The organism is Sphingomonas sp., assembly GCF_003248515.1.
In the GTDB taxonomy this organism is placed as follows: Bacteria; Pseudomonadota; Alphaproteobacteria; order Sphingomonadales; family Sphingomonadaceae; genus Sphingomonas_I.
Genome location: NZ_QFOB01000004.1, coordinates 330938 through 357471, shown reverse-complemented (window position 1 = coordinate 357471; position 26534 = coordinate 330938). Strand labels below are relative to the sequence as shown.

Genomic DNA, 26534 nt, shown 5'->3' with positions numbered 1-26534 from the left:
CGCCGCTTTCCGCATGCGGCTGACCCGCAGGGCATGCATGCCGGGGGATATTAACAAAGTGATTGCCGTTGACTATGATGGTTAACGGTGAGTCGCTTCAGATATTCTTGCGGTTTTGATATCGTCTTCCATGTATCCGAATCTGAATTTCGGAGTTGTTACGTGACAATAACGGCGGATTTTAAGCGAAATTCGCATAGTGTTGTCTGCTGGAGAATGTGAGGCGTCCCGCCGGTCTGAATGAATGATTTCGGAGGGGGGATTGCCATGGTGAACAGGATCGCACGCGCGTCTTTGCTCTTGGGCGCGGCGATGGCCGGCGCCGGATCGGCCGAGGCCACGCAGATCAATATCTCTCTCGGGCCGAGTGCCGAGAATCTCACGCTTTACGGCATGGGGGAAACATTGCCGGGCTCCGGCGTCGGCACCTTCGCGCTGGGGCAGGGCGCGAGCAGCTATGATGCCGGCACGAACCTCTCGACCTTCACCTTCTCCGGCGCGATCGACAGCAGCAACCTTTCGGGTTTCGGTGCCGGCACCTACGAGATCGTGACGACCTATGCCGGTCCCGATACGCCGGCGGCCGGCCCTGCCGCGCCGCACGGTCAGTCGAACCCGTCCAATCTCAACTTCTTCTTTTATACGACGCTCGATCCTTCGATGGACATGACGCTCTATCTGCACTCGGGTGGCGACACGTTCGTGAAGAGCCTGATCGAGAATGGAGCCTTTACCGGCGTCGGGTTCAGTTTCGGTTATGTCAGCGCGACATGCACCGGCATTGCCGGCTGTGCCCAGAATGATGTGGGCGTCACTCCGGGCGCCAGCATCGCGGGAACGGTGCGGACAAATCTCAGCTTCGAGATGGCCGATCCGGTGCCGGAGCCGGCAAGCTGGCTGATGATGATCGGCGGTTTCGGGATGGTCGGCGGCGCGCTGCGGCGCCACCGGATGCGGACGGCCATCGTCCACTTCGGCTGATCGGGGAGGGCCGAGGCGCGTCGTCGGTCGGAAGGCCGATGGGCGCCCGGATCGGTGGAGCGGGGGCGGTTTATCCTGCGGGCCGGCTGAGGAGCGCGCGCAGCTGCGCCGGCTTCACCGGCTTCGTCAGATAATCGAAGCCGGCGGCCAGAAGCTGCTCGCGCAGTTCCGGCATCCGATCGGCGGTGATGATGATCGCGGGTATTTCCGCGCCCAGGCGGGCGCGGATCGCGCGCACTGCATCGTCGCCGGTCAGGCCGTGATCCAGATGATAGTCGGCCAGGATCAGATCGGGGCGCAGCCCGCTTTCGGTCGCGGCCAGCGCGGCGGCGGCATCGCGCACCCCGGTTACGCGGCAGCCCCAGCCGCCCAGCATCGCGCCCATGCCTTCCAGAATGGCGGGCTCGTTATCGATCACCAGCACATTCTGCTCGGCGGCGACACGGCGGCGCGGCAGATCCCGTGCGGCGGGGGCCAGCGCCTGAGGCGCCGCGAGCGGCAGGGAGAGGCGGAAGGTCGATCCTTCTCCGGGCATCGAACGGAGCTTGATCCGCGTGTCCAGCGCGCGCGCGGCGCGCTGTACGATGGCGAGGCCCAGCCCCATGCCGCGCCCCCGATCGCGCCCACCTTCGTCCAGCCGGCGAAATTCCTCGAACACGGCGGCATGATGCTCGGGCGCGATGCCGATGCCGGTATCGATCACCTCGATCTTCACCCGATCGCCATGCTTGCGGCAGCGCAGCTCCACCTGGCCCTGCTCGGTATAGCGCAGCGCATTCGACAGCAGGTTCTGGAGGATGCGCCGTACCAGCCGCATGTCCGAACGGACCCACAGCGCGGTGGCCGGGATGCGCAACGCAAGCCCGCGGGCGCGGGCGACGGGCGCGAATTCGGCCCGGAGCGCGCCCAGCAGCTCCGCGATCGGGAAATCCGCGAACTGGGGCACGATCGCGCCCGCATCCAGCTTCGAGATTTCCAGCAGCGCTTCCAGCAGATCCTCGACGGAATCGAGCGCCGAGCCCGTCTGGCGGACGAGAGCGCGGGTCGGCGTGGCCAGCCTGCGCTCCGCGATGGCCGAGACGAACAGGCGCGCGGCATTGAGCGGCTGGAGCAGATCGTGGCTGGCGGCCGCGAGGAAGCGCGTCTTCGAAAGATTGGCTTCCTCGGCCGCCGTCTTCGCCCCGCGCATCGCGGCCTCGGCGGCCAGACGCTCGCCCATTTCCTGCTGAAGCCTGGCATTGACCGCCGCAATATCGGCGGTGCGCTGCTCCACGCGCCGCTCGAGCGTCTCGGCCGTCTCGCGCAGTGCCTCTTCGGCGGCCAGACGCACGGTGATGTCCTCGAAACTCATCACCATGCCGCCATCCGCCATGGCTGAGCGCCGCACCTCCACCAGCCGCCCGTTCGCGTGGCGGCGCTGGGATACGACATCGGACGATCCCAGCGGCAGCCATTCCAGTGGGCGATCGTCGCCCATCGGACCGTTCACGCGCGCGCAGGTTTCCACCAGGCCTGAATGGCTCGTGATGAGGGGCAGGCCATCCTCGGGCAGGCCGATCGTCGCCAGCAACGGGCCGTTGAAGGCGGTCAGCTGGCGATCGGAATCATACACGGCCACGCCCAGCCGGATATTGTCCAGCGTGGACTGGAGCATCGCCGTCTTCTGCGCCAGATCATGTGCCCGCTGCCGCGCATCGGCCGCCTTCACATCGGTGATGTCGGTATAGACGCCGACGATGCCGCCCTCGCTGGTGCGCAATTCGTTGGCCTGGATCCAGCGGCCGTCGGCCAGCACATGGATATGGCCGCCTTCCGCCACGCCGTGCAGCGCAAGACGGTCCGATACCCAGCGATCCGGCGCCACGCGCGCGCCCAGGCTGTCGCCCGCTTCGCCGATCAGGCGGATGATCTCGTCATAGGTGAGGCCGGGCACGATCGAGGCGGCGGCCTTCGGCCACAGGCCCAGATAGGTTTCGTTGCACAGGATCAGCCGATCATCGGCATCGAAGATCGCGAAGCCCTCATTGATGCTGTCGATCGCGTCGCGCAGGCGCCGTTCCGCGCCGTCCGCCTGTTCCTTGGCCACGGCGAGGGCGGCGTTGGAGGAGGCCAGTTCGTCGAGCGCGCGTTCCAGATCGGCGGTGCGATCGCGCACGCGGCTTTCCAGCGCGATGGCGGTTTCGAACAGGGAGAAGGCATTGCCTTGCAGATCGATCGATCGCTCGACCCGGTCCATCAGCACGCGATTGATCCGTTCGGCCTTGGCGAGCGCGACTTCCAGCTCCGCGATACGATCGGCCTGCGGATCGAAGACGGGCTGGCTGCTCATCGCCCGATGGCCAGGCCGCTGAAGCTCTGGTTCACATGCAGCGCATGAAACTGCTCGCCATAGGTGTTGAAGCCGGCGACATGATGGGCGGCGAAAAGATCGGATACGTTCCTGCGCAGCTGGCGCTGGCGCAATTCCACCGAATTGAGCACGCAATCGAAACCGATCACGCGATCGATGCCGCCAACTGTCGCGTCGAGCTCGTCGAACAGGGCTTCCAGCTCGTGCATCACATCATGCGCCTCACCCAGCGTCATTACCACGCCTTCGTCGATCGCGCAGTAGAAGGTCAGGCTGCCATCCGGATTGGCCGACTGGATCGAGCGGCAATAATATTCGCCGCCCACGCGCACCATCGGCGGGCGGGTGGCGAACACGTCCGGCCCCAGTTCGTCGACCGGCACGCCCACGAGCCGCGCATATTCCTTCGCGGCAGGCTCTGCATTCACCTCGTGGACGATCCGGTCGACCGGATCGGCCCCGGTGATGACCATCTTCACGTTGCCGGGCTTGTAGTGCTGGGATCGGAAGGCGTGCATGGGCCGCGTGGAGGCGAGGATCGCGATCAGCGCGGCATTGCGGCGGAATACCCCCTCGTGGAAAACGAAGGTCTCGCGGAAATCGAGGCCGTCGCCGGAGGAGCCCCCGATGAGCGGGATTTCGCCCAGCGCATCCTGCACCGTCACGGTCAGCATCTCTTCCCGATGCGAAAGGCCGTCGACGAGGAAGAGTGCCGCCCTGCTGGGATGGGGGCCGAGATGGCGCGAATGTTCGGCCGCATTGGCCACGAGCGCGCGGATCGCCTGATGGGCGTGGCTCGCATCGAAATGATCCAGCCCGTCGAAGCGTATGGCCGACATGGTGAAATATTCGGCCGGAAAGCCGATCGCGGTGATCGTGCCTTCGCGCAGACCACTGGGGCTGATCTCTCCGGAAGAGGTGCAGCCGATCACCGTGATGCCCTCGCTCCGCGCGGTTACCGCATCCGCCACGGCGGCCAGATCGTAGCGGCTCGAACAGAAAAGGAGCAGCCCCGCAAGGCTGGGCGGATCCAGTTCGCGAAACACGGACTCGATCGCCGCGACCGGATCGTCCAGATCCGAGCTCGCGGCGCGGACGACCGGTTCATATCGTTCTTTTTTTCTCTCCACGGGTGGCGTTATGCCAGCGGCGCGCGGCCACGTCATCCATCCCGTGGGAGTCTGCCTCATCCCCCGCGAACCGGGGGTGGGCCGGCCTCCAGGGCATCCGATTCCTCATCGGTGAAGACACGGCTGCGGATCATGAAGCGCAGGCCCTCGGGGCCTTCCAGCGAGAAGCCGGCGCCACGACCGGGCACGACATCGATCGTGACCTGTGTGTGTTGCCAATATTCGAACTGCGCCGCCCCGATCCATACGGGCACGTCGCCCGCTATGTGACCCAGCAGCACATCCTGCGCGCCGGTGCGGAACTCGCCCGCCGGATAGCACATGGGTGCCGATCCATCGCAGCACCCGCCCGACTGGTGAAACATCAGCGGGCCATGCTGGGCGGTCAGCCGTGCGATCAGCGCATCGGCTTCGGGCGTGGAAAGAATGCGGGGCGGAAGTGTCATTGCGCGATCGGCCTGACGGGGGCGGCATTGGGCCGGCCCGGGCTATCCGTTTGCGCGGGGGTCTGTCGAAGCGTGATCTCTCCCGCTCATCGATCGCGGAAAGAAGGGCGGCGCTTCGAAAGGCCGGCCGCGCACGGAGATATGGTTTCGAACAAAATGTCCGGAAGGCTCCTGGGTCTGCCAAGAGGGGGGCGGAGCCTCCCGGACATCCCGAACCCCATTCGGGATCGGACTGGCCGTGGGCGCCGGCTCAGAAGAAGCCGAGCGCCTTCGGGCTGTAGCTCACCAGCAGGTTCTTGGTCTGCTGATAGTGATCGAGCATCATCTTGTGCGTTTCGCGACCGATGCCGGACTGCTTGTACCCGCCGAACGCCGCATGGGCCGGATAGGCGTGATAGCAGTTGGTCCAGACGCGACCGGCCTGGATGCCGCGGCCCATGCGATAGGCGGTCGTACCGTTGCGACTCCAGACGCCGGCGCCCAGGCCGTACAGCGTGTCATTGGCGATCGCGAGCGCGTCCGCCTCATCCTTGAAGGTGGTCACGGCCAGAACCGGGCCGAAAATCTCCTCCTGGAAGACGCGCATCTTGTTGTGCCCCTCAAGCACAGTCGGCGTGACATAATAGCCACCGGCCAGCTCGCCCTCCAGCTGCGCGCGGGTTCCGCCGGTCAGCACCTTGGCGCCCTCGCCACGGCCGATATCGATGTAGGAGAGGATCTTCTCGAGCTGATCGTTCGATGCCTGCGCGCCGATCATCGTCGCGGCATCCAGCGGGCTGCCCTGCTTGATCTTCTGGACGCGGGCGATCGCCTTCTCGATGAAGCGATCATAGATGCTCTCGTGCACGATCGCGCGGCTGGGGCAGGTGCAGATCTCGCCCTGGTTCAGCGCGAACATGGTGAAGCCCTCGAGCGCCTTGTCGAGGAAATCGTCATCCTCCTGCATCACGTCCGCGAAGAAGATGTTCGGGCTCTTGCCGCCCAGCTCCAGCGTCACCGGGATCAGGTTCTCGGTGGCATATTGCATGATGAGGCGGCCGGTCGTCGTCTCACCCGTGAAGGCGATCTTGGCGATGCGCTTGTTCTGCGCAAGCGGCTTGCCCGCCTCGATGCCGAAGCCGTTGACGACGTTCAGCACGCCCGGCGGCAGCAGATCGCCGATCACGTCCATCAGCACCATGATCGACATAGGCGTCTGTTCGGCGGGCTTCAGGACCACGCAATTGCCGGCGGCCAGCGCCGGGGCGAGCTTCCACACGGCCATCAGCAGCGGGAAATTCCACGGGATGATCTGGCCGACGACGCCCAGCGGCTCATGGAAATGATAGGCGATCGTGTCGTGATCGATTTCCGCGATCGAGCCTTCCTGCGCGCGCAGGCAGCCGGCGAAATAGCGGAAATGATCCACGGCGAGCGGAAGATCGGCATGCGTCGTCTCGCGGATCGGCTTGCCATTGTCGATCGTCTCGACGAGCGCGAGCAGATCGAGCTTCTCCTCCATCCGGTCGGCGATTTTCAGCAGGATGCGGGCGCGCTCCTGCGGGGACATCCGGCCCCACTTTTCCTTCGCGGCGTGGGCAGCGTCCAGCGCCAGCTCGATGTCGGCGGCGGTGCCGCGCGCGATCTGGCACACCGTCTTGCCGGTGATGGGCGAGAGATTGTCGAAATAGCGGCCCTCGACCGGGGCGACCCAATCGCCGCCGATGAAATTATCGTATTTCGGCCGAATGACGACATCGCCCTTCAGCTGATCGATGGTCTGTTGCAACATCATCACTCTCCCAGAGGCATGTGCCGATCGAGTCGTACGATCGTGCTTCGGTGCCGAGCGTTGCATGCAGGTGGCGGGGTGGCCTATTGCACCATTGGGCTATTGGTAGGGGCTCGCGCCCATGCTGTTTTTTGGTCAATTCAGTTAGAGAGGAATGCCTTTATGCGTTTTGCCAGGCCGCTCGCGGCACTTCTGTTCGGCGCCGCGACCCTCGCAAGCCCCGCTCTCGCCAAGGACATCACGGTCCAGATGAAGAATCAGGGCACCGGCGGCGCGATGGTGTTCGAACCGTCCTTCATTCAGGCGGCGCCCGGCGACAAGATCCACTTCATGCCCACCGACATGGGGCATAACGCGCAGCCGATCCCCGCGATCATGCCCGAAGGCGTGAGCGAGCCGAACGGCGCGATGAACAAGGAATATGTCCTCACCGTCACCAAGCCGGGCCTCTACGGTATCAAGTGCCTACCGCATTTCTCGATGGGCATGGTCGCGCTGGTGAAGGTGGGCAAGGGGCCGTCGCCGAACGCCGCCGCTGCCGCCGCCGCGTCCCTGCCGCCGCTCGCCAAGAAGCGGATGGCGCCGATGCTGGCCAGCGCCAAATGACCGCGGCCCTGTTCGTCACCTATCCGAAGGCCGGGGGCGATCGCTTCGATCGCGACTATTATGTCGAAACCCACCTTCCGCTCGTGGTGAAGAACTGGGGCCAATATGGCCTGTTGTCGGCGGAGGCCTATTTCCCCGCCGGCGCAGGTGCTTCCGAGGCGGCGATCGCACTTCTGGCCTTCGGGTCCGAAGAGGCGATCGGCGTCGCGCTCGGTTCGCCCGAGACGCCCGCCGTGCTGGCCGATCTCGCCAATTTCACGGATATCGGCCCGGTCATCTCGCGCGGCGTGGCGCCCTAGGCGCCGCGCTGCGGGACGCGGGAGATGCAGCGCCTCAACCTGACCGGTGCGGCGCTGCTGGCTGCGCTCGTCGTCTCGCTGCTCGCCCTCCTGGCGGCCTTTCTGCTCAGTATGGCGGCCGCCAGCCGGCATCTGGAGCGCGCGATGATCGCGCAGTCGCAGCTCGCCGCCGTCTCTCGGATCGAGGCGCTCGTGGCCGAAGGTGCCTCACGGGCCGAGGTGGAGGGGGCCGCGCGGCAATATCGCGCCTCGATCGACGCCGAACTGCGCCTGCTCGAAGCTGATCCCGCGGCGATCGCCGCCCAGCGGGAAGAGGGGGCCGAGGCGGATCGCCTCGTCAGGCTGGCGCTGGCCGGCGGACCGCGCGATCGGCTGATCGCCAGCGCCGATGCGATTTCCCGCCGCGAACAGGGCGAGGCGGCCGGAGTGGCCGCGGCGATGACGGGGATGCGCACGCGCACCACGATCCTCGCTTCGATCCTCGCCGGCTTCGCCATCTCGGCGGCGCTTGCCGGGAGCGTCGCGCTCACCCGTGCCAACCGGCGCCTCGCCGGCGAGGTGGAGGCGCGCACGGCGGATCTTCGGGCGATCGATGCCTCCCGTCGGCTCTTCTTCGCCAAGGCCAGCCACGAATTGCGCACCCCCGTCACCGTGATGCGCGGCGAGGCGGAGGTTTCGCTGGCGGATCCCGGCGCCTCGATCGCGGATCTGCGGGCGGCCCTTTCCCATGTCGTCGCCAACGCCGATTTCCTCGGCCACCGGATCGAGGAACTGCTCGGCCTGTCGAGCGCGGCGGACGGTCGGCTCCATCTCGATCGCGCGCCGATCGATCTGGTCGCGCTCGTCGCGGCGACGGGCGATGCGGCGACCGCCTTCGCCCATTCCTCCGAGGTGCGGCTCGCGCTGGCGGCCCCGTCGGCGCCGTTGGAGATTCTCGGCGATGCGCGCTGGCTGGGGCAGGCCCTGCTCGCCGTGCTGGATAATGGCGTGAAATTCTCGCCGATCGGTGGCACGCTCTCGCTCAGCGTGGGAGAGGCGGATGGCCAGGCGGCGATCGAGATTGTGGATCAGGGCGCGGGCGTGATGCCGGCCGATCTGCCCCGCCTCTTCGATGCGTATTATCAGGCTGGCGAGGGCCGGATGCGCGGCGGCACGGGGCTCGGCCTCGCGCTTGCGCGATGGGTGGTGGAGCAGCATGGCGGTGCGATCCGCGCGGCCAATGATCCCGCAGGCGGCTGCCGGATCGCGATCAGCCTGCCGCTGGCACCATTTTCTCCGCAGGCGAGGGCCGCATGAATATCCTGCTGGTGGAGGACGATGCCGGCATCGGCCGGTTCGTCAATCGGGGGCTCGCCGCGCGCGGGCATCAGGTGGCGTGGGAGCGGACGGCGGCGCGCGTGCACACGCTGGCGGCGACACGGCGCTTCGATGCCGTGCTGCTGGATCTCGGCCTGCCCGACGGCGATGGCCTGGAGGTGTGCCGCAAGCTGCGGGAGACGGACAGTATCCCGGTGCTGATGCTCACCGCGCGGGATCAGTTGCAGGACAGGCTCGACGGGTTCGATGCCGGCGCGGACGATTATCTGGCCAAGCCCTTCGCCTTCGAGGAACTGGTCGCGCGCCTGCGCGTGATCGAGCGGCGCGTGGCGGAGCGCGCGCCGGAGCCCCTGCGTCTGGGGGATCTTACGGTGGATCCAGTGCAGCGTGAGGCGCGCTGCGTCGGCCGGCCGATCCCGCTTGGCGGCAAGGCTTTCGATCTGCTGTTCCAGCTCGTCCGCTCCAAGCATGGCATTATCGGGCGCCAATGCCTGATCGATGCGATCTGGGGCGGGGAAGCGGACGTGACCGATAATGTGCTGGACGTGCATATCGGCTCGCTGCGGCGCAGGCTTGCGGCGGCGGGCACGTTGCTGGCGATCGAAACGGTGCGCGGGCAGGGCTTTCGCCTCGCCTGGCGAACGGAGACAGACCCAAGGTAGCAGGGTTTCTGAAGGCATTTTCAGGATTGCCGCCAGCCTCCCACTCTATCCCGATCTCAACGAAAAGAGAGGGGATCCATGAGAGCGCACCTGCATTTGCTCGTCACGACGAGCCTGATCGGCCTGCCGGCGATCGCCACGCCCGCCCTTGCGCAGATCGATCCCTCCCGCATCCAGCCGCCGTCCGAAATCGTCGTGACCGCGCCGACGCCGCTTTCCAACGTGGGCGAGGGCGCGCTCGCCTTTCCCGCGCAGACCGCGAGCGACGAGGAACTGGAGCGCGCCCACGCGACCGACCTGACCGATTATCTGAAGCGGATGGCGGGCGGCGTCTTCGTCAACGAGGTGCAGGGCAACCCCCTCCAGCCCGACATCAACTATCGCGGCTTCACTGCCTCGCCCCTGCTGGGAACGCCGCAGGGCCTGTCCGTCTATCAGGATGGCGTGCGCGTGAACCAGCCGTTCGGCGATGTCGTGAGCTGGGATCTGATCCCCCGGTCCGCGATCCGATCGATCAGCCTCGTCCCCGGATCCAACCCCCTGTTCGGGCGCAATTCGCTGGGTGGCGCGCTTTCGATCCAGACCAAGGATGGCAAATCCGATCCGGGCTATGAGATTGAGGGCAGCTACGGATCGTTCCGGCGCAAGATGCTGGAAGGGCAGGCGGGCGGCAGCGCCGCCAACGGGATCGACTGGTTCGCCAGCGGAGACTGGTTCAAGGAGCGCGGCTGGCGCGATCATTCCGCATCGGAGGCCAGGCAACTGTTCGGCAAGCTCGGCTGGTCGGATGCGATGAGCGACATCCATCTTTCGACCACCTATGCCGATACGGATCTGAACGGCAACGGCCTGCAGGAGATGCGCTTGCTCTCGGCCGATCGCGACAGCGTCTACTCCTATCCGGACAATACGAAGAACCGCGCCTGGCTCGTCAATCTCACCGGCAGCCACCGCTTCTCCGATAGCCTGCGCTTCAACGGAAACGTCTTCTGGCGGCACATCCGCACGCGCAGCTTCAACGGCGACGTCAATGATGATGCCCTGGGCGAGAATGTGTATCAGCCGAGCGCAGCCGAGCGCACCGCGCTGACGCAGGCGGGCTATACGGGCTTTCCCACCAGCGGCGAGACGCAGGCCAACACGCCATTCCCCAAATGGCGCTGCATCGCCAACATCCTGCTGAACAGCGAGCCCAACGAGAAGTGCAACGGCCTCGCCAACCGTGCCGCCACCACGCAGCGCGAATGGGGGGCGACCGGTGAGCTGACGCTGGAGACGCCGATCGGTGATACGAAGAATGCGCTGACGGTGGGCCTCAACTATGTGAACGGCCGCGCGCATTTCACCCAGTCCTCGCAATTCGGCTATCTCACCTCCGATCGCACGATCGCGCTCGTCGACGGGCCGGGCGCCTTTGCGGACGGCACGCAGGATTCGGAGAATGCCTTCGATGCGCGGGTGAACATGACCGGGCGGACCAAGGTGTTCAGCGCCTATGCGCTGGATGCGATCGATCTGACCGACAGGCTGCATGTCGATCTTTCCGCGCGCTATGATCGCACAACGATCCGCAATCGCGACCGGATCACGCCCGGCGGCGGATCGGGCTCGCTCGACAGCGACCAGACGTTCGATCGCGTCAATCCGGCGATCGCCCTGCGCTATGCGATCAATCAGGCACTGTCCTTCGATGCGGCGGTCGCGCAGACCAGCCGCGTGCCCTCCGCGATCGAACTGGGCTGCGCCGATCCCGAAAATCCCTGCCGCCTGCCCAATGCCCTGGCAGGCGATCCGCCCCTGAAGCAGGTGGTGGCGCGTACGGTGGAGGGCGGGGTCAACGCCGTCGTCGCCGGCATTCGGGCGCGGGTCGGCGCCTTCCGTACCACCAGCCGCGACGATATCCTGTTCGTGACCGACGACGCTTCCGGCTTCGGTTATTTCCGCAATTTCGGGAAGACGCGCCGCCAGGGGATCGATGTCGATCTGTCCGGCCGGATTGGCGCCTTCCGCCTCACCGGTCATTACAGCTTCCTCGATGCTACTTATCGTTCGGCCGAGGAGGTGGACGGATCCGCCAACAGTTCGGCCGACCATGCCGCCCCCGGCTTCGAGGGCAGCATCGATATCGAGCCGGGCGATCGCATCCCGCTGATTCCCCGCCATACCTTCAAGGCAGGCATCGGCTGGGATGCGAGCCGGCAGCTTTCCTTCGATCTGGATATGATCGCGGTTTCCAGCATGTATGCGCGCGGCAACGAGAATAACGAGCACAAGGCGGACGGCGTCTATTATCTGGGATCAGGCAAGACGAACCCCTATGCGGTGGTGAACTTCGGCGCGGAATTCCGCCCGGTGAAGGCGCTCACGCTGTTTGCGCAGGTGAGCAACATCTTCGACAAGCATTATGCCACCGCCGCGCAGCTCGCGGCGACCGCCTTCGATGCGAGCGGCAATTTCGTCGCGCGGCCCTTCACGGCGCCTGTGATCGATGGCGAGCGGCCACTGGTGGGATCCACCTTCTACGCGCCCGGCGCGCCGAGGGCGGTGCAGGCCGGCGCGAGGCTGCGCTTCTGAAGTGGGGCAGCCTCTATCCCGCCCGTCCGGGATCGGGGCGCCAAGGCATAAAGGGTCCGCCGGCATGGCCGGCGGACCAGGTATGTGACTGCGATACCGTGACCGCGCTCTCCTTCTAGCAGGCGCTCCTTATGCAACCTGCAAGCGATAGGCTTAACGGCCGATAGGGAATGGTCCGCGCCGGACCGGATCATGAACCATTTATCAAGGCGGCACCGATAGCGTCCGCAGCCGTTCGGTCGATGGCGACCAGCGACGTTGAGTGATGCATGCCGACCTTACCCGATCTGGCGACGCTGCGGCTTTGCAGCATGCTGGCGAGCTTCGCATTCGCCGTGATGTACGTCGCCTTCTGGGCATCCGGTCGGCATCGTTCTTACCTGCTCTATTGGGCGGCGAGTGCCGCGCTTTATGTCTTCGTGCTGGAGGCGTTCGAGTGGGTTGACGGGCGGGCGGCATTCCTCCGTTCGATCACGTTCGGCTTGCTTGCCTGCACCGACATTCTGATCCTGATCGGCGCGCACAGCTTCCATCGTCGCGCGCCTTACCGGCCGGGTGAGATCGCCCTGCTCGCGGGGGTCATCCTGCTTCCGATGATCGCTTCCACCAGGGCGATCGGCGCGCTTCTGCCGGCCGGGTTCGGCTTCGATCTCGCCATGAGCGGGCTCGCTGCGTCCAAGATCGTGGTTGGGTGCTGGATGGCGCTGGAAAAGGGCGAGCATGTCTCGCTGCCGCAGCGCCTCGCCGGCGTCACGCTGCTCGCTTATGTGCCGGTCTATGCGATTGCGATCGCGGCCGGCCATCTCGGGCTGGGCGATCTGCACCTGGCCGCCATCCTGCCGATGATCGCGGATCAACTGCTGCTCGCGGCGCTCAACATCGCGCTGATGGCGATGCCGGCCGAACGGGCCACCCGCGAGCTGCGCGAGAAGGCGCTGCGCGATCCCCTTACGGGCGCACGCAACCGGGCCTGGCTGGAGAATTACAAGGCCGGGGCGATGAGCGGGGAGGCGGCGGTCATCCTTGTCGACATCGATCATTTCAAGCGCATCAACGATCGCTACGGCCATGCCGCCGGGGACGAGGTGCTCACCAATTTCGCCACGCGCGCCAACGAGGTGCTGAAGGCCGAGCATGGCATGCTCGCGCGCCTGGGCGGCGACGAATTCATCGCGATCGTGCCCGATGCGGATGCGGCGCGCGCGGCACGGATCGCGGAGGATCTGCTGGATTCGCTGCGCGTGTGGACTCCCGGCGTGCCGATGGCCACGGCCAGCCTGGGCGTCGCGGTGGCGGATGCGGGCGACGATCTCTCGGGCGTGATGGCGCGCGCCGATCGCCATCTCTATCATGCCAAGGCGGCCGGGCGGGATCGCGTCTCCGTCGATTGATCCCGCGGGGGACGTCAGCGCATGTGGCGCTTGTCGAGCTTCCTGGCGAGCGTCCGCCGGTGCATTCCCAGCCGCCGCGCCGTTTCCGAAATGTTGAAGTTCGTCTCGGCCAGCGTCTGGTGGATATGCTCCCATTCCAGCGTCTTGATCGTGGTCGGCGGGGCGGTGATGTCCACCGTGGCATCGCCCCCGCCCTGGCCGAAGGCACGCTCGATATCGTCGCTGTCGGAAGGCTTGGTGAGATAGTTGGTGGCGCCCAGCTTGATGGCCTCCACCGCCGTGGCAATGCTGGCGAAGCCGGTGAGGACCACGATCTTCATCGCGGGATCGTGGGCATGGAGCGTTTCGACGCAGCAGAGCCCCGATGAGGCGTTCAGCCGCAGATCGACGATCGCGAAGCCGGGGGCGAAGCCCGCCAGCGCATCCGGAAGTGCCGTCACCTCGTGGATGACGCGCACCTCATAGCCCCGCCGCTCGAACGAGCGGGACAGGGTGCGCGCGAATTCCTGATCGTCCTCGATCACCAGCAGGCGGCGATCAGCCATGCGCCGCCTCCGGCGTCAACGCCACCAGCGGCACGGAGATGGCGACGATCGCGCCCCGCACCGGCCCGTTCCGCACCGAAAGCCGCCCGCCCAGCTTGCGCAGCACGTTTACGGCGAGGAAGAGGCCAAGGCCGGCGCCGCGGCGATCCTTGCTCGATCGATAGGGCTGGCCGATCGTTTCCAGCATATCGGGCGGGAAACCGTTGCCATCGTCCTGCACCGTCAGCACGAGGATGCCGTCGCGTATCTCCACGATCATCTGGATATGTCCGGCGCCGGCCTCATGCGCATTGTCGAGCATATTCGTCAGGATCTGCGCAATCGTCCGATCGACCACCACCACGGGATCGAAATGCGGGCGATAATCGAAGGCGAGCAGGCCGGGGCGAAGCGTGGACCATGTCGTCGCCACGTCCGTCAGGAACTGACGCAGGGTCGTGCGCTTGAGATCCTCGCCGCGCGCCTCGCCCGAGGCATAGAGAATGCCACCCACGATATCCTTGCAGCGCGCCACCGCCGCCTGCGCCTCGCCGATTTCCTGCGGATCGGCCGCGAGCGCGGGCTGCCTTCGCCAGTCGCTGAGGATCACGGACAGCGAGGAGAGGGGGGTGCCCAGCTCGTGCGCCGCGCCCGATGCGAGCAGGCCCATGCGCACGATATGATCCTCTTCCGCCGCCCGCTGGCGCAATTCGGCCAGCGTTGCATCGCGCGTGCGCAGATTGCGGCTGATGCGCGTCACGAAGAAGACGAGCAGCACCGCGACGAGGACGAAATTGAGCCAGCTGGCGAGGATCTGGACCGGCGAGAATGTGATCGCATAGCCATCCGGCAGCAGCAGCGGCCGGTGAAACAGCGAGAGCAGCCCGAAGGCGATGCTGTGGAGCGCCACCAGCACCCAGCAGGACCATGCTTCCAGCAGCACCGATCCGATCACGATCTGGAGCAGGCCGATCGGCGCGAACGGGTTGGTCACGCCGCCGCTCATGTAGAATTGGGCGGAAAGCGCGGCGAAATCGGTCAGCAACGCCAGGAACATGCCGCGATTGGTGACGATGCCGCCCCGGGTGAGGAACACCAGCGTTCCCAGATTGAGCAGGGCGAGCGCACCCACCACCGTGATCATCGGCACCAGCGGCAGGCGGACGCCGAGGCCGAACTGGACGAAGAGGATCGTGACGAGCTGGCCCAGCACGGCGAGGATGCGCAGGTGGCTGAGCAGCAGCATGTTGCGGCCGCCGGCAATGGCGGCGCTGTACCGCGCCTGATCTGCGGCAAGGGGCATGGTGCGCCTCTTAGCGCCGCCGGCCCCGCCACGCCATCCCGATGCCCGTGGCGGCCAGAAGCGCCGCCATCGCGAACCAGGTGAGCGCATATTGCATATGATTGTCCGGGAAGGAGACGATCGTCAGCCCCCCCCTGGGCCAGCCCCCGCCGGGTGCCGCATCGGCATCGACGAAATAGGGCGCCACCGCCCCCGCGAGCGATCGTTTCGCCGCGATCGCGGCCACGTCACGCGAATACCAGCGATCCTCGGCGGGCCTGTTGCTGCGGAGGAAGGCGCCGCCGGGCTCGCTCACGCGGAGCAGGCCGGAGATGGTAGCGGGGAGGGGGGGCTGTGGCGCGCTATCCTGCCCATCCTGCGGCACGAAGCCGCGATTGACGATCAGGGTGAAGCCCCGATCCGTTTCCAGCGGCGCCATCACCCAGAAGCCGGGGCCGATCCGGGTGACGGCCTGCACCTTCGTCTGGCGATCGGTGCGGAGCAGGCCGTGGGCGGTGATGCGGGTATAGGCATTGGCGGCGGTGATGCCGGGCCACATCTCCGGCCCCGGCGCCGGGATCGGGGCTGCCGCCAGCCGCCGATCCACCTGTTCGATCAGCGCATGCTTCCATGCGCGACGCTGAAGCTGCCACACCCCCAGCGAAGCGAGCGCCGCCACCGTGAGGCACAGCGCCGCCGCGAGGGCGAGGCGCCTCACATGCCGCTCGTGTCGGATGCCTCCATGGACGGCATCATGTTGGCGTTCATGTTGTGCATCACCCACAGCGAGCCGGCGAGCACGATGACGAGCAGGACGATCGTGAAGACCATCGCCATCATCGACCAGCCGCCTTCCGCGCGCGAGTTCATGTGCAGGAAGTAGATCATGTGGACGACGATCTGCACCGCCGCGAAGCCCATGATCGTGAAGGCCGTGGCCGAGGCGCTGCCCAGCGCGCCCGTCATGACGAGCCAGAAGGGAATGGCCGTCAGGATCACCGACAGGACGAAGCCGATCACATAGCCCTTGCGGGTGATGTGCGCGGGCGCGTCGTGCCCATGCCCACGATCGTGGCTGTGGACGTGATCGTGCGCGCTCAACGGAGGACTCCCATCAGATAGACGAAGGTGAAGACGCCGATCCAGACGACGTCCAGAAAGTGCCAGAACATGGACAGGCACATCACGCGCCGGCGATTGGCGGTGGTGAGGCCGCCGCGCGACAGTTGCACCATCAGCGTCACCAGCCAGATGATGCCGAAGGTGACGTGCAGGCCGTGCGTGCCGACGAGCGTGAAGAAGGAAGAGAGGAAGGCCGAGCGATCCGGGCCAGCGCCTTCGAGGATCAGATTGTGGAACTCGTAAAGCTCGATGCCCAGGAAGCAGGCGCCGAACACGCCGGTGATGGCGAGCCAGCCGAGCGTGGCGCTCTTCTTGTTCTCGTCCATCGCGATCACGGCGAAGCCGTAGGTGATGGAGGAGAAGAGCAGCATCGCGGTGTTGACCGCGACGAGCGGCAGTTCGAACAGCTCGGATGGCTTCGGGCCGCCCGCATAGCTGGATCCGAACACGCCGAACGCCGCGAACAGCATCGCGAAGATCAGGCAGTCGCTCATCAGATAGATCCAGAAGCCGAGGGCGGTGGAGCCGCCGGCCTCGTGATCATGTTCGTCGAGCTGGAAGAAGACGGGCTGACCGCTTGCGTCGGTCATCGTCGTGGTGCCGTGCTGGGCCATGGATCAGGCTCCCTGCGCCGCGAGGAGGCGGGTGCGCGCGGCCTCTGTGGTGGCCACCTCCTCGGCCGGGATGTGATATTCCCGGTCATAGTTGAAGGTGTGGAAGATCGCGGTGCCGATGAGCGCGACGAAGCTCAGCGCCGCCAGCCACCAGACATACCAGATCATCGCCACGCCGAAGACCATCGCCAGGCCCGCCAGGATGATGCCCGCGCCGGTATTGCGCGGCATCAGGATCGGGCGGAACGTGTCGAGCGGACGCTTGTAGTTGCGCGCCTTCATGTCGGCATAGGCATCCAGATCGTGGATGATCGGCGTGTAGGCGAAATTATAGGCCGGCGGCGGCGACGAGGTCGCCCACTCCAGCGTACGGCCACCCCACGGATCGCCCGTGAAATCCCGCAGGCGCGGATCGTTCCGGTCGCGGATGCTGACATAATATTGCATCAGCATGGCGCCGATGCCGGCCGCGATGATGACGGCGCCGATGGCGGCGATCACGAACCAGATCTGCAGGCTCGGATCGTCGAAGTGGCGCAGGCGGCGAGTGACGCCCATCAGGCCCAGCACATAGAGAGGCGTGAAGGCGACCCAGAAGCCCACGACCCACAGCCAGAAACTGATCTTGCCCCAGAAGGGATCGAGCTTGAAGCCGAAGGCCTTGGGCCACCAGTAGTTGATACCCGCGAACATGCCGAACAGCACGCCGCCGATGATCACATTGTGGAAATGCGCGACCAGGAACAGCGAGTTGTGGAGCACGAAATCGGCCGGGGGAACGGCGAGCATCACGCCGGTCATGCCGCCGATCACGAACGTCAGCATGAAGGCGACCGTCCACATCATCGGCAGCTCGAACCGGATGCGGCCATGATACATGGTGAACAGCCAGTTGAAGATCTTCGCGCCCGTTGGGATCGAGATGATCATCGTCGTGATGCCGAAGAAGCTGTTCACGCTCGCGCCGGAGCCCATCGTGAAGAAGTGATGGAGCCAGACGAGGTAGGACAGGATCGTGATGACGAGCGTCGCATAGACCATCGACGTGTAGCCGAAGAGCCGCTTGCCGCAGAAGGTGGAGGTGACTTCCGAGAAGATGCCGAAGGCCGGCAGGATCAGGATGTACACTTCCGGATGGCCCCAGATCCAGATCATGTTGGTGTACAGCATGTAATTGCCGCCCAACGTGTTCGTGAAGAAGTGGGTGCCGACGTAGCGATCGAGGCTGAGCAGCACGAGCACGGCCGTCAGCACCGGGAAGGCGGCGACGATCAGGATGTTCGTGCAGAGCGACGTCCAGGTGAAGACGGGCATCTTCATCAGCGTCATGCCGGGCGCGCGCATCTTCACGATGGTGCAGAGCAGGTTGATGCCGGACAGCAATGTGCCGACGCCCGCTATCTGCAGCGCCCATATGTAATAATCGACACCGACATCGGGCGAGTAATCAAGCTCCGAAAGCGGGGCCATGGCGAGCCAGCCGGTGCGGGCGAATTCACCCACGAACAGGCTCATCATCACCAGCACCGCGCCGGCCGTCGTCATCCAGAAGCTGAAATTGTTCAGGAACGGGAAGGAGACGTCGCGCGCGCCGATCTGCAGCGGCACCACGAAGTTCATGAGGCCGGTGACGAAGGGCATCGCCACGAAGAAGATCATGATCACGCCATGGGCGGTGAACACCTGATCGTAATGGTGGGCGGGCAGGAAGCCCTCGCTCGCCCCGAAGGACATGGATTGCTGCGCGCGCATCATGATCGCGTCGGCGAAGCCGCGCAGGAACATGATGAGGCCCAGCACCATGTACATCACGCCGATCTTCTTGTGATCGACGCTGGTGAACCACTCCTTCCAGAGATAGCCCCAGACACGGAAATAGGTGAGCGCAGCGAGCACCACCGCGCCGCCGACGGCGACGCCGGCGAAGGTGCCGATCAGGATCGGCTCATGGTACGGGATCGCGTCAAGCGTGAAGCGCCCGAAAATGGCTTTGGGAAGTTCGATGGACATGGCGCGGCTCAATTATGCGAATGGGGCATGGCGGGGGCGTCGGCGGCCTGCGATTCCGCATGCTCGCCGTGTGCGGGAAGGTGGCTCATGTCCATCTTCATCGTTTCGCTCATGCAGGTCTTGCCCGGCGCGACGCACATCTCGACGGCGCGGCGGAAGAGATCGGGATCGACGCTGCCGAAGCGCATGACCGGAACCTTTTCCGAAGGCTTTTCCAGCTCGAGATATTTGGAGCGATCCAGCGGCATGCCGGCCGATTTCTGCGCGGCGACCCAGCTGTCGAAGCCGGCCTGATCCATGCCGATCGTCTGGAAGTGCATGCCGGAGAAGCCGGCGCCGCTATAGTTGGCGGAAATGCCCTTGTAGGTGCCGGGCTTGTTCAGCACGGCGTGGAGCTTCGTCTCCATGGCCGGCATCGCATAGACCTGCCCGGCCAGCGCCGGCACGTAGAAGCTGTTCATCACCGAGCTGGCCGTCAGGCGGAAGCGCACCTCGCGATCCACCGGGAGCGCGAGCTCGTTGATCGTGGCGACACCCTGTTCAGGGTAGATGAACAGCCACTTCCAATCGAGCGCGACGACATCGATCTCCAGCGGCTTGGTCTCCGCCGCGATCGGCTTGCCCGGCGCGATCCGGTCCAGCCGGCGATAGGGATCCAGCGTGTGGGTGGTGATCCAGGTGATCGCGCCCAGCGCGATGATGATCAGCAGCGGCGCCGACCAGATCACCAGCTCCAGCGCGGTGGAATGATCCCAGTCGGGCGAATATTTCGCCTCCTTGTTCGACTGGCGATATCGCCAGGCGAACAGCACCGTCAGCGCCATCACCGGGATGATGATGAGCAGCATCAGCACCGTGGAGATGGCGAGGAGATGCGCCTCCTGCCGGGCGACATCGCCCGCCGGAAACAGCACCTCGAAATTGCAGGCGCCCAGCAGGAGCGGGGCGGGCAGGATGGCGGCGGCACGCAGGCGCCGCAGTTTGGGCAAGAAAGAAGCCATGCGCGGGCCCCTAGGCCATAAAATAGCAGTGGCGCGATAGGACATTTTGTCCCATTTTCCAACTCAGGTGGACCGGGCTACAGAGGCCGAATCGCTGCTCCTTGGGGAACTACGCGCATCCCGCGCGTTTGATCTCCGGAAAATGGTTCGAATCTCGGCTGTGAGATCCGCCTTGAAGGAGAGCGAGCTATGGCACTTTCGGCTACGGCCCCGGGGGGATCCCCGCCATATGAAACCGATCGGCGCACGGACAGTCATCACGATCTTCATCCCTCGGAGATCGCCATCGGCGTAATCATCGGCCGGACATCCGAATTCTTCGATTTCTTCGTCTATGCGATCGCATCGGTGATCGTGTTTCCGCAGGTGGTGTTCAGCCATCTCGATCGGCTGGAAGCGACGCTGTGGTCCTTCGCGATCTTCGCGCTGGCCTTCGTCGCGCGGCCGATCGGCTCCATGATCTTCCTGACGGTCGACAGGCTCTACGGGCGTGGCACGAAGCTCACGATCGCGCTGTTCCTGCTCGGCACGTCGACCTGCGCCATCGCCTTCCTGCCCGGCTATGCCAGCATCGGCGCGCTTTCCGCCATTCTGCTCGCGACGTTCCGGATCGGGCAGGGCGTGGCGCTGGGCGGCGCGTGGGATGGGCTCGCCTCGCTGCTCGCGCTCAACACGCCGCAGGAAAAGCGCGGCTGGTATGCGATGATCCCGCAGCTGGGCGCCCCGCTCGGCCTCATCATCGCCAGCGCGACCTTCGCCTATCTGCTGATGTCGATTTCGACGGCGGATTTCCTCGAATGGGGCTGGCGCTATCCGTTCTTCGTCGCCTTCGCGCTGAACGTGGTGGCGCTGTTCGCCCGGCTGCGCATCGTCGTCACGCCGGAATATGAAAAGCTGTTCGAGAGCCGCGATCTCCAGCCCTCGCGGGTGCGCGATACGGTGCGCTCGTCGGGCGTGCAGATCGTGATCGGCGCCTTCGCGCCGCTCGCCAGCTTCGCGTTGTTCCACATGGTCACGGTCTTCCCGCTCTCGTGGGTCGTGCTCTACACGCATCAGGATATCGCTCGCTTCCTGCTGGTGGAGATGGGCGGCGCCGCGATCTGCGTGCTGGCGCTGGTCGTCTCCGGCGTGCTTGCCGATCGCTATGGCCGGCGTTCGGTGCTGGGCGGATCGGCTGCGGCCATCGCCGTCTATAGCGGCTTCGCACCCCAGCTGCTGGATACCGGACCGGTCGGCGCTGCCGCCTTCATGGTCGCCGGCTTCGTCCTGCTCGGCATCGCCTTCGGCCAGTCGTCCGGCGCGGTGGCGTCGAGCTTCCCGACCAGCTCGCGCTATACCGGCTCTGCGCTCACGTCCGATCTGGCGTGGCTGTTCGGGGCGGGTTTCGCGCCGCTCGCGGCGCTGCTGCTCGCCACCCATTTCGGGCTGATCGCCGCCGGCCTCTATCTGCTGTCGGGTGCGATCGGCACGCTCGTGGCGCTGGGCGTGAACAAGAATCTCGCCCGCAAGACGGACTGACCGATAACCGGAGGGTCTCGCCGATCAGAAGCGCAACGAGCGCGATGACGGCGAGGCCCGCTGGATCAAGAGGGCCACGATCCCGACTCCCAGCAGCGAGGCCACGCCGCCGAACAGGAACGGGGCGGTAAAGCCCGCGCTTCCCGCGAGGATCCCGGCGGCCGGCCCCGTGATGCACAAAGCGATATCGGTGAACATCGAATAGGCGCCGATCGCGGCGCCCCGGTTCTGCGGCGGCACCAGATCCACCACGACCATGCCGAGGGCGGGAAAGATCAGCGCGAAGCCGAAGCCGGCGATCGCCGAACCCAGCGCCGCCACCGCCGGGATCCCGGCCAGCCAGATCATCATCAGCCCCATCGTTTCCACCGCGAGGAAGGCCAGGGCGACGGCCAGCCCGCCATGCCGGGCGATGCTGCCGACGAAGAGCAGGCGGGCAAGGACGAAGGCGACGCCGAAGCTGCTGATCGCGATCCAGGCGGCAGGCCAGCCATGATCCGAATAGTAAAGCGAGATGAAGGATCCGATCACGCCGAAGCCGATTCCACCGAGGCCCAGCGCCGCGCCATAAGGCAGCACCCGTGCGAAGACGGCGGCATAGGGCATGCGCTCCGCCTGGATCGTCCGCGTCGCGGGCTGCGGCCACACGAAGGCGACACCGGCGATCCCCGTTGCGGCCAGCGCGAGGCCAACCGCCGTCATGCCACCGAGATGGAACAGCAGCACGCCGGCAGGCGCGCCGGCGGCGATCGCGCCATAGGTGGCGATGCCGTTCCACGAGATGATTCTCGCCGTATGCTCCGATCCCGTCCGGCCGATGCCCCAGGCGATCGCGCCCGTACCCACCAGGCTTTCCCCGAAGCCCAGCGCGATCCGGCTCGCGAACAGGATCGTCAGCGCGAGTGAGGGAGTGGCTGCGAACCGGGATGCCGCCAGCAATATGGCGCCGCTTGCGGCCCCGCAGAGCAGGCCGATCAGGATCGCGCGTCGCGGCCCCGATGTATCGACCATCGGACCCACCATGCCGCGGCTCACGATCGTGGCGACATATTGCACCGATATGGCGAGGCCGGCCGTCGCCGCGCTGAAGCCCATGTCGGAACTCACCCATTGGGGAAGCACCGCCAGAGGCAGGCCGATCATGAAATAGGTGAGCGCCGTGCACAGCACGCTCAGCAGGATCTGCAGGCTGGGTCTGGACGGATTCATGTCGATCTCGGTGCCGCGTACGCAATCACTATTGTGCAGTGCACATAAGGGCGCGGGCGGCGAGCGGCAAATATCGGAAGATGCGAATTTTTCGCCTTGCGTTGCACCAGGTGCATCGCACGGACCGCCGGCCGCGCTCCTGAGCGGATCAGGAATTTGTGTTCTGAGCATCGCAAGGCCGCACGGCCGGATCCGCCATTCCGCGCCACGGCTCGATCCGGAGCATCGCCTTTTCGAACAGCGCCGCCGAGAGCTGCGTGTCGAGCCAGCGCCGAAGCGACGGCCAGGGCTGTCGATCGAACCAGTCCCGATCGGTTGCCGCATATTGGCGGACGAACGGCATCAGCGCCGCATCGGTGAGCGATCGCGCCGGCCCACACAGATAAGCGTGCCGCGACAGCCGATCGTCCAATGGAGCGAGCAGGGCCGCCGCCGCGGCGCGATGCTCCTCCGGATCGCTGCCGCGGCGGTGCGGATATTTGTAGCGATCGAGGTGATGTTTGAACGGGCCGTCATTGGCTTCGATCAGCGCTGGATCGTCGCCATCGAGCCAGGATTCGGGATCGTTGCGGCCCAGCGCCCAGCGCATGATATCCAGGCTTTGATCGATCACGCGCCCGTCCGGAAGCACCAGCACCGGCACGGTGCCCTTGGGCGAAAGCGCGATCATCTCCGGCGGCTTGGCCGAAAGCTTCACTTCGCGCAGTTCGAAGGCCGTTTCGCTCACCAGCAATGCCAGGCGCGCCCGCATCGCATAGGGGCAGCGTCGGAAGCTGTAGAGGATCGGATCAGCCACCGCGCTTCGGCGGGTGCGTCGCGCCGACATGCGCCGTGCCGCGGGCTTCCGCCAGGCGCGTCTGGCGATGGCGCTCCGCATAGCCGGCGCGCTGCTCCTCGCTGCGATCGCCATGGCAGGCGGGGCAACTGACGCCTTCGGCATAGAGGGGAGAGGCACGATCCTCCGCGCGGATGGGCGCCATGCAGGCGTGGCAGAGTTCGTGCGTGCCCAACGCCATGCCATGGCCCACGGCCACGCGCTGATCGAAGACGAAACACTCGCCCTGCCAGCGGCTTTCCTCCGGCCGGATGGTTTCCAGATAGGCCAGGATGCCGCCCTTGAGGTGATAGACCTCCTCCAGCCCCTCCGCCTTCACGAAGGCGGTGGCCTTTTCGCAGCGTATGCCGCCGGTGCAGAACATCGCGATCTTCGGTGCCTTGCCCTGTGCGATCATCTCCGCCTTGCGCGCGCGGAACCAGTCCGGAAAATCGCGGAAGGTACGCGTCTTGGGATCGATCGCGCCCTCGAACGTGCCGATCGCCACCTCATAATCGTTGCGCGTGTCGATCAGGATCGTGTCCGGCTGATCGATCAGCGCGTTCCAGTCGGCGGGCTGCACATAATGGCCGACATCCGCCAGTGGATCGATGTCAGGCTCGCCCATCGTCACGATCTCGCGCTTGATGCGCACCTTCATCCGATGGAAGGGCATGGCGCGGGCGCGGCTTTCCCGCACGTCGAGCGCGGCGCAGCCGGGCAGCGCGCGAATATGGGCAAGCACGCGATCGATCGCCTCGTCCGCTCCCGCAATCGTGCCGTTAATGCCTTCGTGGGCCAGCAGCAGCGTGCCCTTCACCCCTTCCGCGCAGCAGGCGAGGGCGAGCGGGCCGCGCAGCGCCTCGCAATCGGCGAAAGGCGTGAAGCGATAAAGCGCCACCACCCGGATCGGCAGATCCGTATCGGCGGCCGGATCGGGGTTCGCGGCGGGCAGGCTGGACATGGGGCGCCTCATAGTCCCGACGGGCCGTGAGGCGAAGCCCCAACGCCGCGCCGTCATTCCGGGCGGATTTTTGGCCTATCCCGGATCGATTTACACGATTTCGCGGAAGAGCGCGCTGATTTCATCGATCTGACACAGTAACGATCGGTGAACGATACAAGCATCTTGTTACGCCGCCAAATGCGATCATACTCGCAACATGGGCCGGGCGCCCGAAAGACTGGGGGAGCATCGGGATGACGAAGGCTTCGGATCTGTTCATCCAGTGCCTCGAGGAAGAAGGCTGCGAATATATCTTCGGCGTGCCGGGCGAGGAAAATCTCGACATGCTGGACAGCCTTTCCCGCTCCACGAAGATCCGGCTGATTCTCACCCGGCATGAGCAGGGCGCGGGATTCATGGCGGCCACCTATGGACGGCATACCGGGCGCACCGGCGTCTGCATGGCTACGCTGGGGCCGGGCGCCACCAATCTGGTGACGGCCGCGGCCTATGCGCAGCTCGGCGGCATGCCGATCCTGATGGTGACGGGCCAGAAGCCGATCAAGAAGAGCAAGCAGGGTCGCTTCCAGATCCTCGACGTGGTCGACATGATGCGGCCGATCACCAAATTCACGCACCAGCTGGCGTCGGCCGACAATATTCCCAGCCGCGTGCGTGAGGCCTATCGCCTTGCCGAGGAGGAGAAGCCCGGCGCGACCCATCTGGAATTCCCCGAGGACGTGGCGGACGAGCAGACCGACAGCACGCCGCTGAAGCCCAGCAGCGCGCGCCGCCCTTCCGCCGAGGCGAAGGCGGTGCGCGCCGCCGTGACGATGCTGGAACAGGCGAATTCCCCCATCCTCGTGATCGGGGCCGGCGCCAATCGCAAGATGACGGGGCGGATGCTGCTCCAGTTCGTCGAGAAGACCGGCATTCCCTTCCTGACGACGCAGCTGGGCAAGGGCGTGATCGACGAGACGCATCCGAAGTTCGTCGGCTGCGCCGCGCTTTCGGCGGGCGATTTCGTGCACCGGGCGATCGAGGCGGCGGACCTGATCGTGAATATCGGGCATGACGTGATCGAAAAGCCGCCTTTCTTCATGCGGAATGGCGGCTGCCCGGTGATCCACGTTTCCACCCGCACGGCCGAAGTGGATCCGGTCTATTTCCCCAATCTGGAAGTGATCGGGGACATCGCCAACGCCATCTGGCAGATCAAGGAGGATATCGTCCCCTCGGCCGGCTGGACGTTCGATCGGATGCTGGCCGCGCGCCGGGCGGAACTGGCCCATGCCGCCACGCTGGATGGCGATGCGCGTTTCCCGATCTTTCCGCCCTATCTCGTCCGCCAGGTGCGCGAGGCGATGCCGTCGGACGGGATCATCTGCCTCGACAATGGCGTCTACAAGATCTGGTTCGCGCGCAATTATCCGGCGCGCCGGCAGAATACGGTGCTGCTGGACAATGCGCTGGCCACGATGGGCGCGGGCCTGCCCTCCGCCATGGCCTCCGCGATGGTCTATCCGGATCGGAAGGTGATGGCGATCTGCGGCGATGGCGGCTTCATGATGAACAGCCAGGAGATGGAGACGGCGGTCCGCCTCGGCCTGAACATCACCGTGCTGATCCTGAACGACAGCAGCTATGGCATGATCCGCTGGAAGCAGGCGAATATGGGCTTCGCGGATTGGGGGCTCACCTACGGCAACCCCGATTTCGTGAAATATGCCGAAAGCTACGGTGCGATCGGGCATCGCGTGGACAGTGCCGAGCATCTGCCGGATGTGCTGCGACATACGCTGGCGACGCCGGGCGTTCATCTGGTGGATTGCCCCGTCGATTACAGCGAAAACGATCAGATCCTGAACAAGGAGATCAAGGCGCTTTCGGCGAAAATTTAGCCCGTGAGGCGTACCCGACCCTGCCCTGGCGTGCGTCTTTCCCGCGCCGGGCGGGGCGCCCGGATG

The 26534-nt window shown here is 65.6% G+C and carries 23 protein-coding genes; 9 read left to right on the top strand and 14 right to left on the bottom strand.

Going from position 1 to position 26534, the window contains the following annotated elements:
• Positions 1 to 267 precede the first annotated feature (267 nt).
• Entirely contained in the window at positions 268 to 981 is a 714-nt protein-coding gene (locus DI605_RS09195) for a PEPxxWA-CTERM sorting domain-containing protein (RefSeq protein WP_293972304.1), read from the top strand.
• A 70-nt stretch (positions 982 to 1051) separates the two neighbouring features.
• Here DI605_RS09195 and DI605_RS09190 read toward each other — a convergent pair whose 3' ends face one another.
• From DI605_RS09190 to adh, 4 genes are all read right to left on the bottom strand, one after another.
• Positions 1052 to 3310, bottom strand: coding sequence for a NahK/ErcS family hybrid sensor histidine kinase/response regulator (locus DI605_RS09190; protein ID WP_293972302.1), 2259 nt, complete (start codon positions 3308 to 3310; stop codon positions 1052 to 1054).
• Positions 3307 to 4461, bottom strand: coding sequence for an FIST N-terminal domain-containing protein (locus DI605_RS09185; protein ID WP_293972299.1), 1155 nt, complete (start codon positions 4459 to 4461; stop codon positions 3307 to 3309). The genes DI605_RS09190 and DI605_RS09185 overlap by 4 nt, the downstream gene beginning before the upstream one ends.
• 56 nt (positions 4462 to 4517) lie before the next feature.
• Positions 4518 to 4907: a DUF779 domain-containing protein gene (locus DI605_RS09180; protein WP_293972296.1), complete on the bottom strand. Its 390-nt coding sequence runs from the start codon at positions 4905 to 4907 to the stop codon at positions 4518 to 4520.
• Between the two features lie 250 nt (positions 4908 to 5157).
• Complete coding sequence (gene adh, locus DI605_RS09175) at positions 5158 to 6678, bottom strand: aldehyde dehydrogenase (RefSeq protein ID WP_293972293.1); 1521 nt, start codon at positions 6676 to 6678, stop codon at positions 5158 to 5160.
• 162 nt (positions 6679 to 6840) lie between these two features.
• Here adh and DI605_RS09170 point away from each other — a divergent pair, with 162 nt between their 5' ends.
• From DI605_RS09170 to DI605_RS09145, 6 genes are all read left to right on the top strand, one after another.
• Positions 6841 to 7284 carry a pseudoazurin gene (locus tag DI605_RS09170; protein ID WP_293972290.1) on the top strand — a complete coding sequence of 148 codons (444 nt, stop codon included), beginning with the start codon at positions 6841 to 6843 and terminating at the stop codon, positions 7282 to 7284.
• Complete coding sequence (locus DI605_RS09165; RefSeq protein WP_293972287.1) at positions 7281 to 7583, top strand: EthD family reductase; 303 nt, start codon at positions 7281 to 7283, stop codon at positions 7581 to 7583. The genes DI605_RS09170 and DI605_RS09165 overlap by 4 nt, the downstream gene beginning before the upstream one ends.
• A gap of 24 nt (positions 7584 to 7607) precedes the next feature.
• Positions 7608 to 8879, top strand: a complete 1272-nt coding sequence (locus DI605_RS09160) for an ATP-binding protein (protein ID WP_293972284.1) — start codon at positions 7608 to 7610, stop codon at positions 8877 to 8879.
• Complete coding sequence (locus tag DI605_RS09155) at positions 8876 to 9562, top strand: response regulator transcription factor (protein WP_293972281.1); 687 nt, start codon at positions 8876 to 8878, stop codon at positions 9560 to 9562. The genes DI605_RS09160 and DI605_RS09155 overlap by 4 nt, the downstream gene beginning before the upstream one ends.
• Positions 9563 to 9640: 78 nt before the next feature.
• Positions 9641 to 12136: a TonB-dependent receptor gene (locus DI605_RS09150; RefSeq protein WP_293972278.1), complete on the top strand. Its 2496-nt coding sequence runs from the start codon at positions 9641 to 9643 to the stop codon at positions 12134 to 12136.
• Between the two features lie 269 nt (positions 12137 to 12405).
• Positions 12406 to 13527 carry a diguanylate cyclase gene (locus DI605_RS09145; RefSeq protein WP_293972275.1) on the top strand — a complete coding sequence of 374 codons (1122 nt, stop codon included), beginning with the start codon at positions 12406 to 12408 and terminating at the stop codon, positions 13525 to 13527.
• A 14-nt stretch (positions 13528 to 13541) separates the two neighbouring features.
• Here the strand turns inward: DI605_RS09145 and DI605_RS09140 are convergent, their stop codons facing one another.
• The 7 genes from DI605_RS09140 to cyoA are packed head-to-tail and all read right to left on the bottom strand — an operon-like array spanning position 13542 to position 20080.
• On the bottom strand, positions 13542 to 14072 hold the full coding sequence (locus DI605_RS09140) for a response regulator transcription factor (protein ID WP_293972272.1): 531 nt from the start codon (positions 14070 to 14072) through the stop codon (positions 13542 to 13544).
• Positions 14065 to 15354, bottom strand: a complete 1290-nt coding sequence (locus DI605_RS09135; protein WP_293972271.1) for an ATP-binding protein — start codon at positions 15352 to 15354, stop codon at positions 14065 to 14067. The genes DI605_RS09140 and DI605_RS09135 overlap by 8 nt, the downstream gene beginning before the upstream one ends.
• 10 nt (positions 15355 to 15364) lie before the next feature.
• Positions 15365 to 16051 (bottom strand): SURF1 family protein, encoded by a 687-nt coding sequence (locus tag DI605_RS09130; RefSeq protein ID WP_293972269.1) that lies wholly within the window; start codon positions 16049 to 16051, stop codon positions 15365 to 15367.
• Complete coding sequence (cyoD, locus tag DI605_RS09125; RefSeq protein ID WP_293972267.1) at positions 16048 to 16434, bottom strand: cytochrome o ubiquinol oxidase subunit IV; 387 nt, start codon at positions 16432 to 16434, stop codon at positions 16048 to 16050. The genes DI605_RS09130 and cyoD overlap by 4 nt, the downstream gene beginning before the upstream one ends.
• Positions 16431 to 17069, bottom strand: coding sequence for a cytochrome o ubiquinol oxidase subunit III (cyoC, locus tag DI605_RS09120; RefSeq protein ID WP_293972265.1), 639 nt, complete (start codon positions 17067 to 17069; stop codon positions 16431 to 16433). Before cyoC ends, cyoD begins: the two co-directional genes overlap by 4 nt.
• A 3-nt stretch (positions 17070 to 17072) precedes the next feature.
• Positions 17073 to 19079, bottom strand: coding sequence for a cytochrome o ubiquinol oxidase subunit I (cyoB, locus tag DI605_RS09115; protein ID WP_293972262.1), 2007 nt, complete (start codon positions 19077 to 19079; stop codon positions 17073 to 17075).
• 8 nt (positions 19080 to 19087) lie between these two features.
• Positions 19088 to 20080 carry a ubiquinol oxidase subunit II gene (gene cyoA / locus DI605_RS09110; protein WP_293972259.1) on the bottom strand — a complete coding sequence of 331 codons (993 nt, stop codon included), beginning with the start codon at positions 20078 to 20080 and terminating at the stop codon, positions 19088 to 19090.
• Between the two features lie 189 nt (positions 20081 to 20269).
• Here cyoA and DI605_RS09105 point away from each other — a divergent pair, with 189 nt between their 5' ends.
• Positions 20270 to 21598, top strand: a complete 1329-nt coding sequence (locus tag DI605_RS09105; RefSeq protein ID WP_293972257.1) for an MFS transporter — start codon at positions 20270 to 20272, stop codon at positions 21596 to 21598.
• Between the two features lie 24 nt (positions 21599 to 21622).
• On the opposite strand, the gene DI605_RS09100 is transcribed toward DI605_RS09105, so the two are convergent.
• From DI605_RS09100 to DI605_RS09090, 3 genes are all read right to left on the bottom strand, one after another.
• The gene (locus DI605_RS09100; protein ID WP_293972254.1) at positions 21623 to 22807 is read right to left on the bottom strand and encodes an MFS transporter; all 1185 of its coding nucleotides are present in this window, start codon (positions 22805 to 22807) and stop codon (positions 21623 to 21625) included.
• Between the two features lie 148 nt (positions 22808 to 22955).
• Positions 22956 to 23603 carry a glutathione S-transferase gene (locus DI605_RS09095; protein WP_293972251.1) on the bottom strand — a complete coding sequence of 216 codons (648 nt, stop codon included), beginning with the start codon at positions 23601 to 23603 and terminating at the stop codon, positions 22956 to 22958.
• On the bottom strand, positions 23596 to 24585 hold the full coding sequence (locus DI605_RS09090) for a rhodanese-related sulfurtransferase (RefSeq protein WP_293972248.1): 990 nt from the start codon (positions 24583 to 24585) through the stop codon (positions 23596 to 23598). Before DI605_RS09090 ends, DI605_RS09095 begins: the two co-directional genes overlap by 8 nt.
• Positions 24586 to 24821: 236 nt before the next feature.
• On the opposite strand from DI605_RS09090, the gene DI605_RS09085 reads away from it, so the two are divergent.
• On the top strand, positions 24822 to 26468 hold the full coding sequence (locus DI605_RS09085; protein ID WP_293972245.1) for an acetolactate synthase large subunit: 1647 nt from the start codon (positions 24822 to 24824) through the stop codon (positions 26466 to 26468).
• The last annotated feature ends 66 nt before the right edge of the window (positions 26469 to 26534 follow it).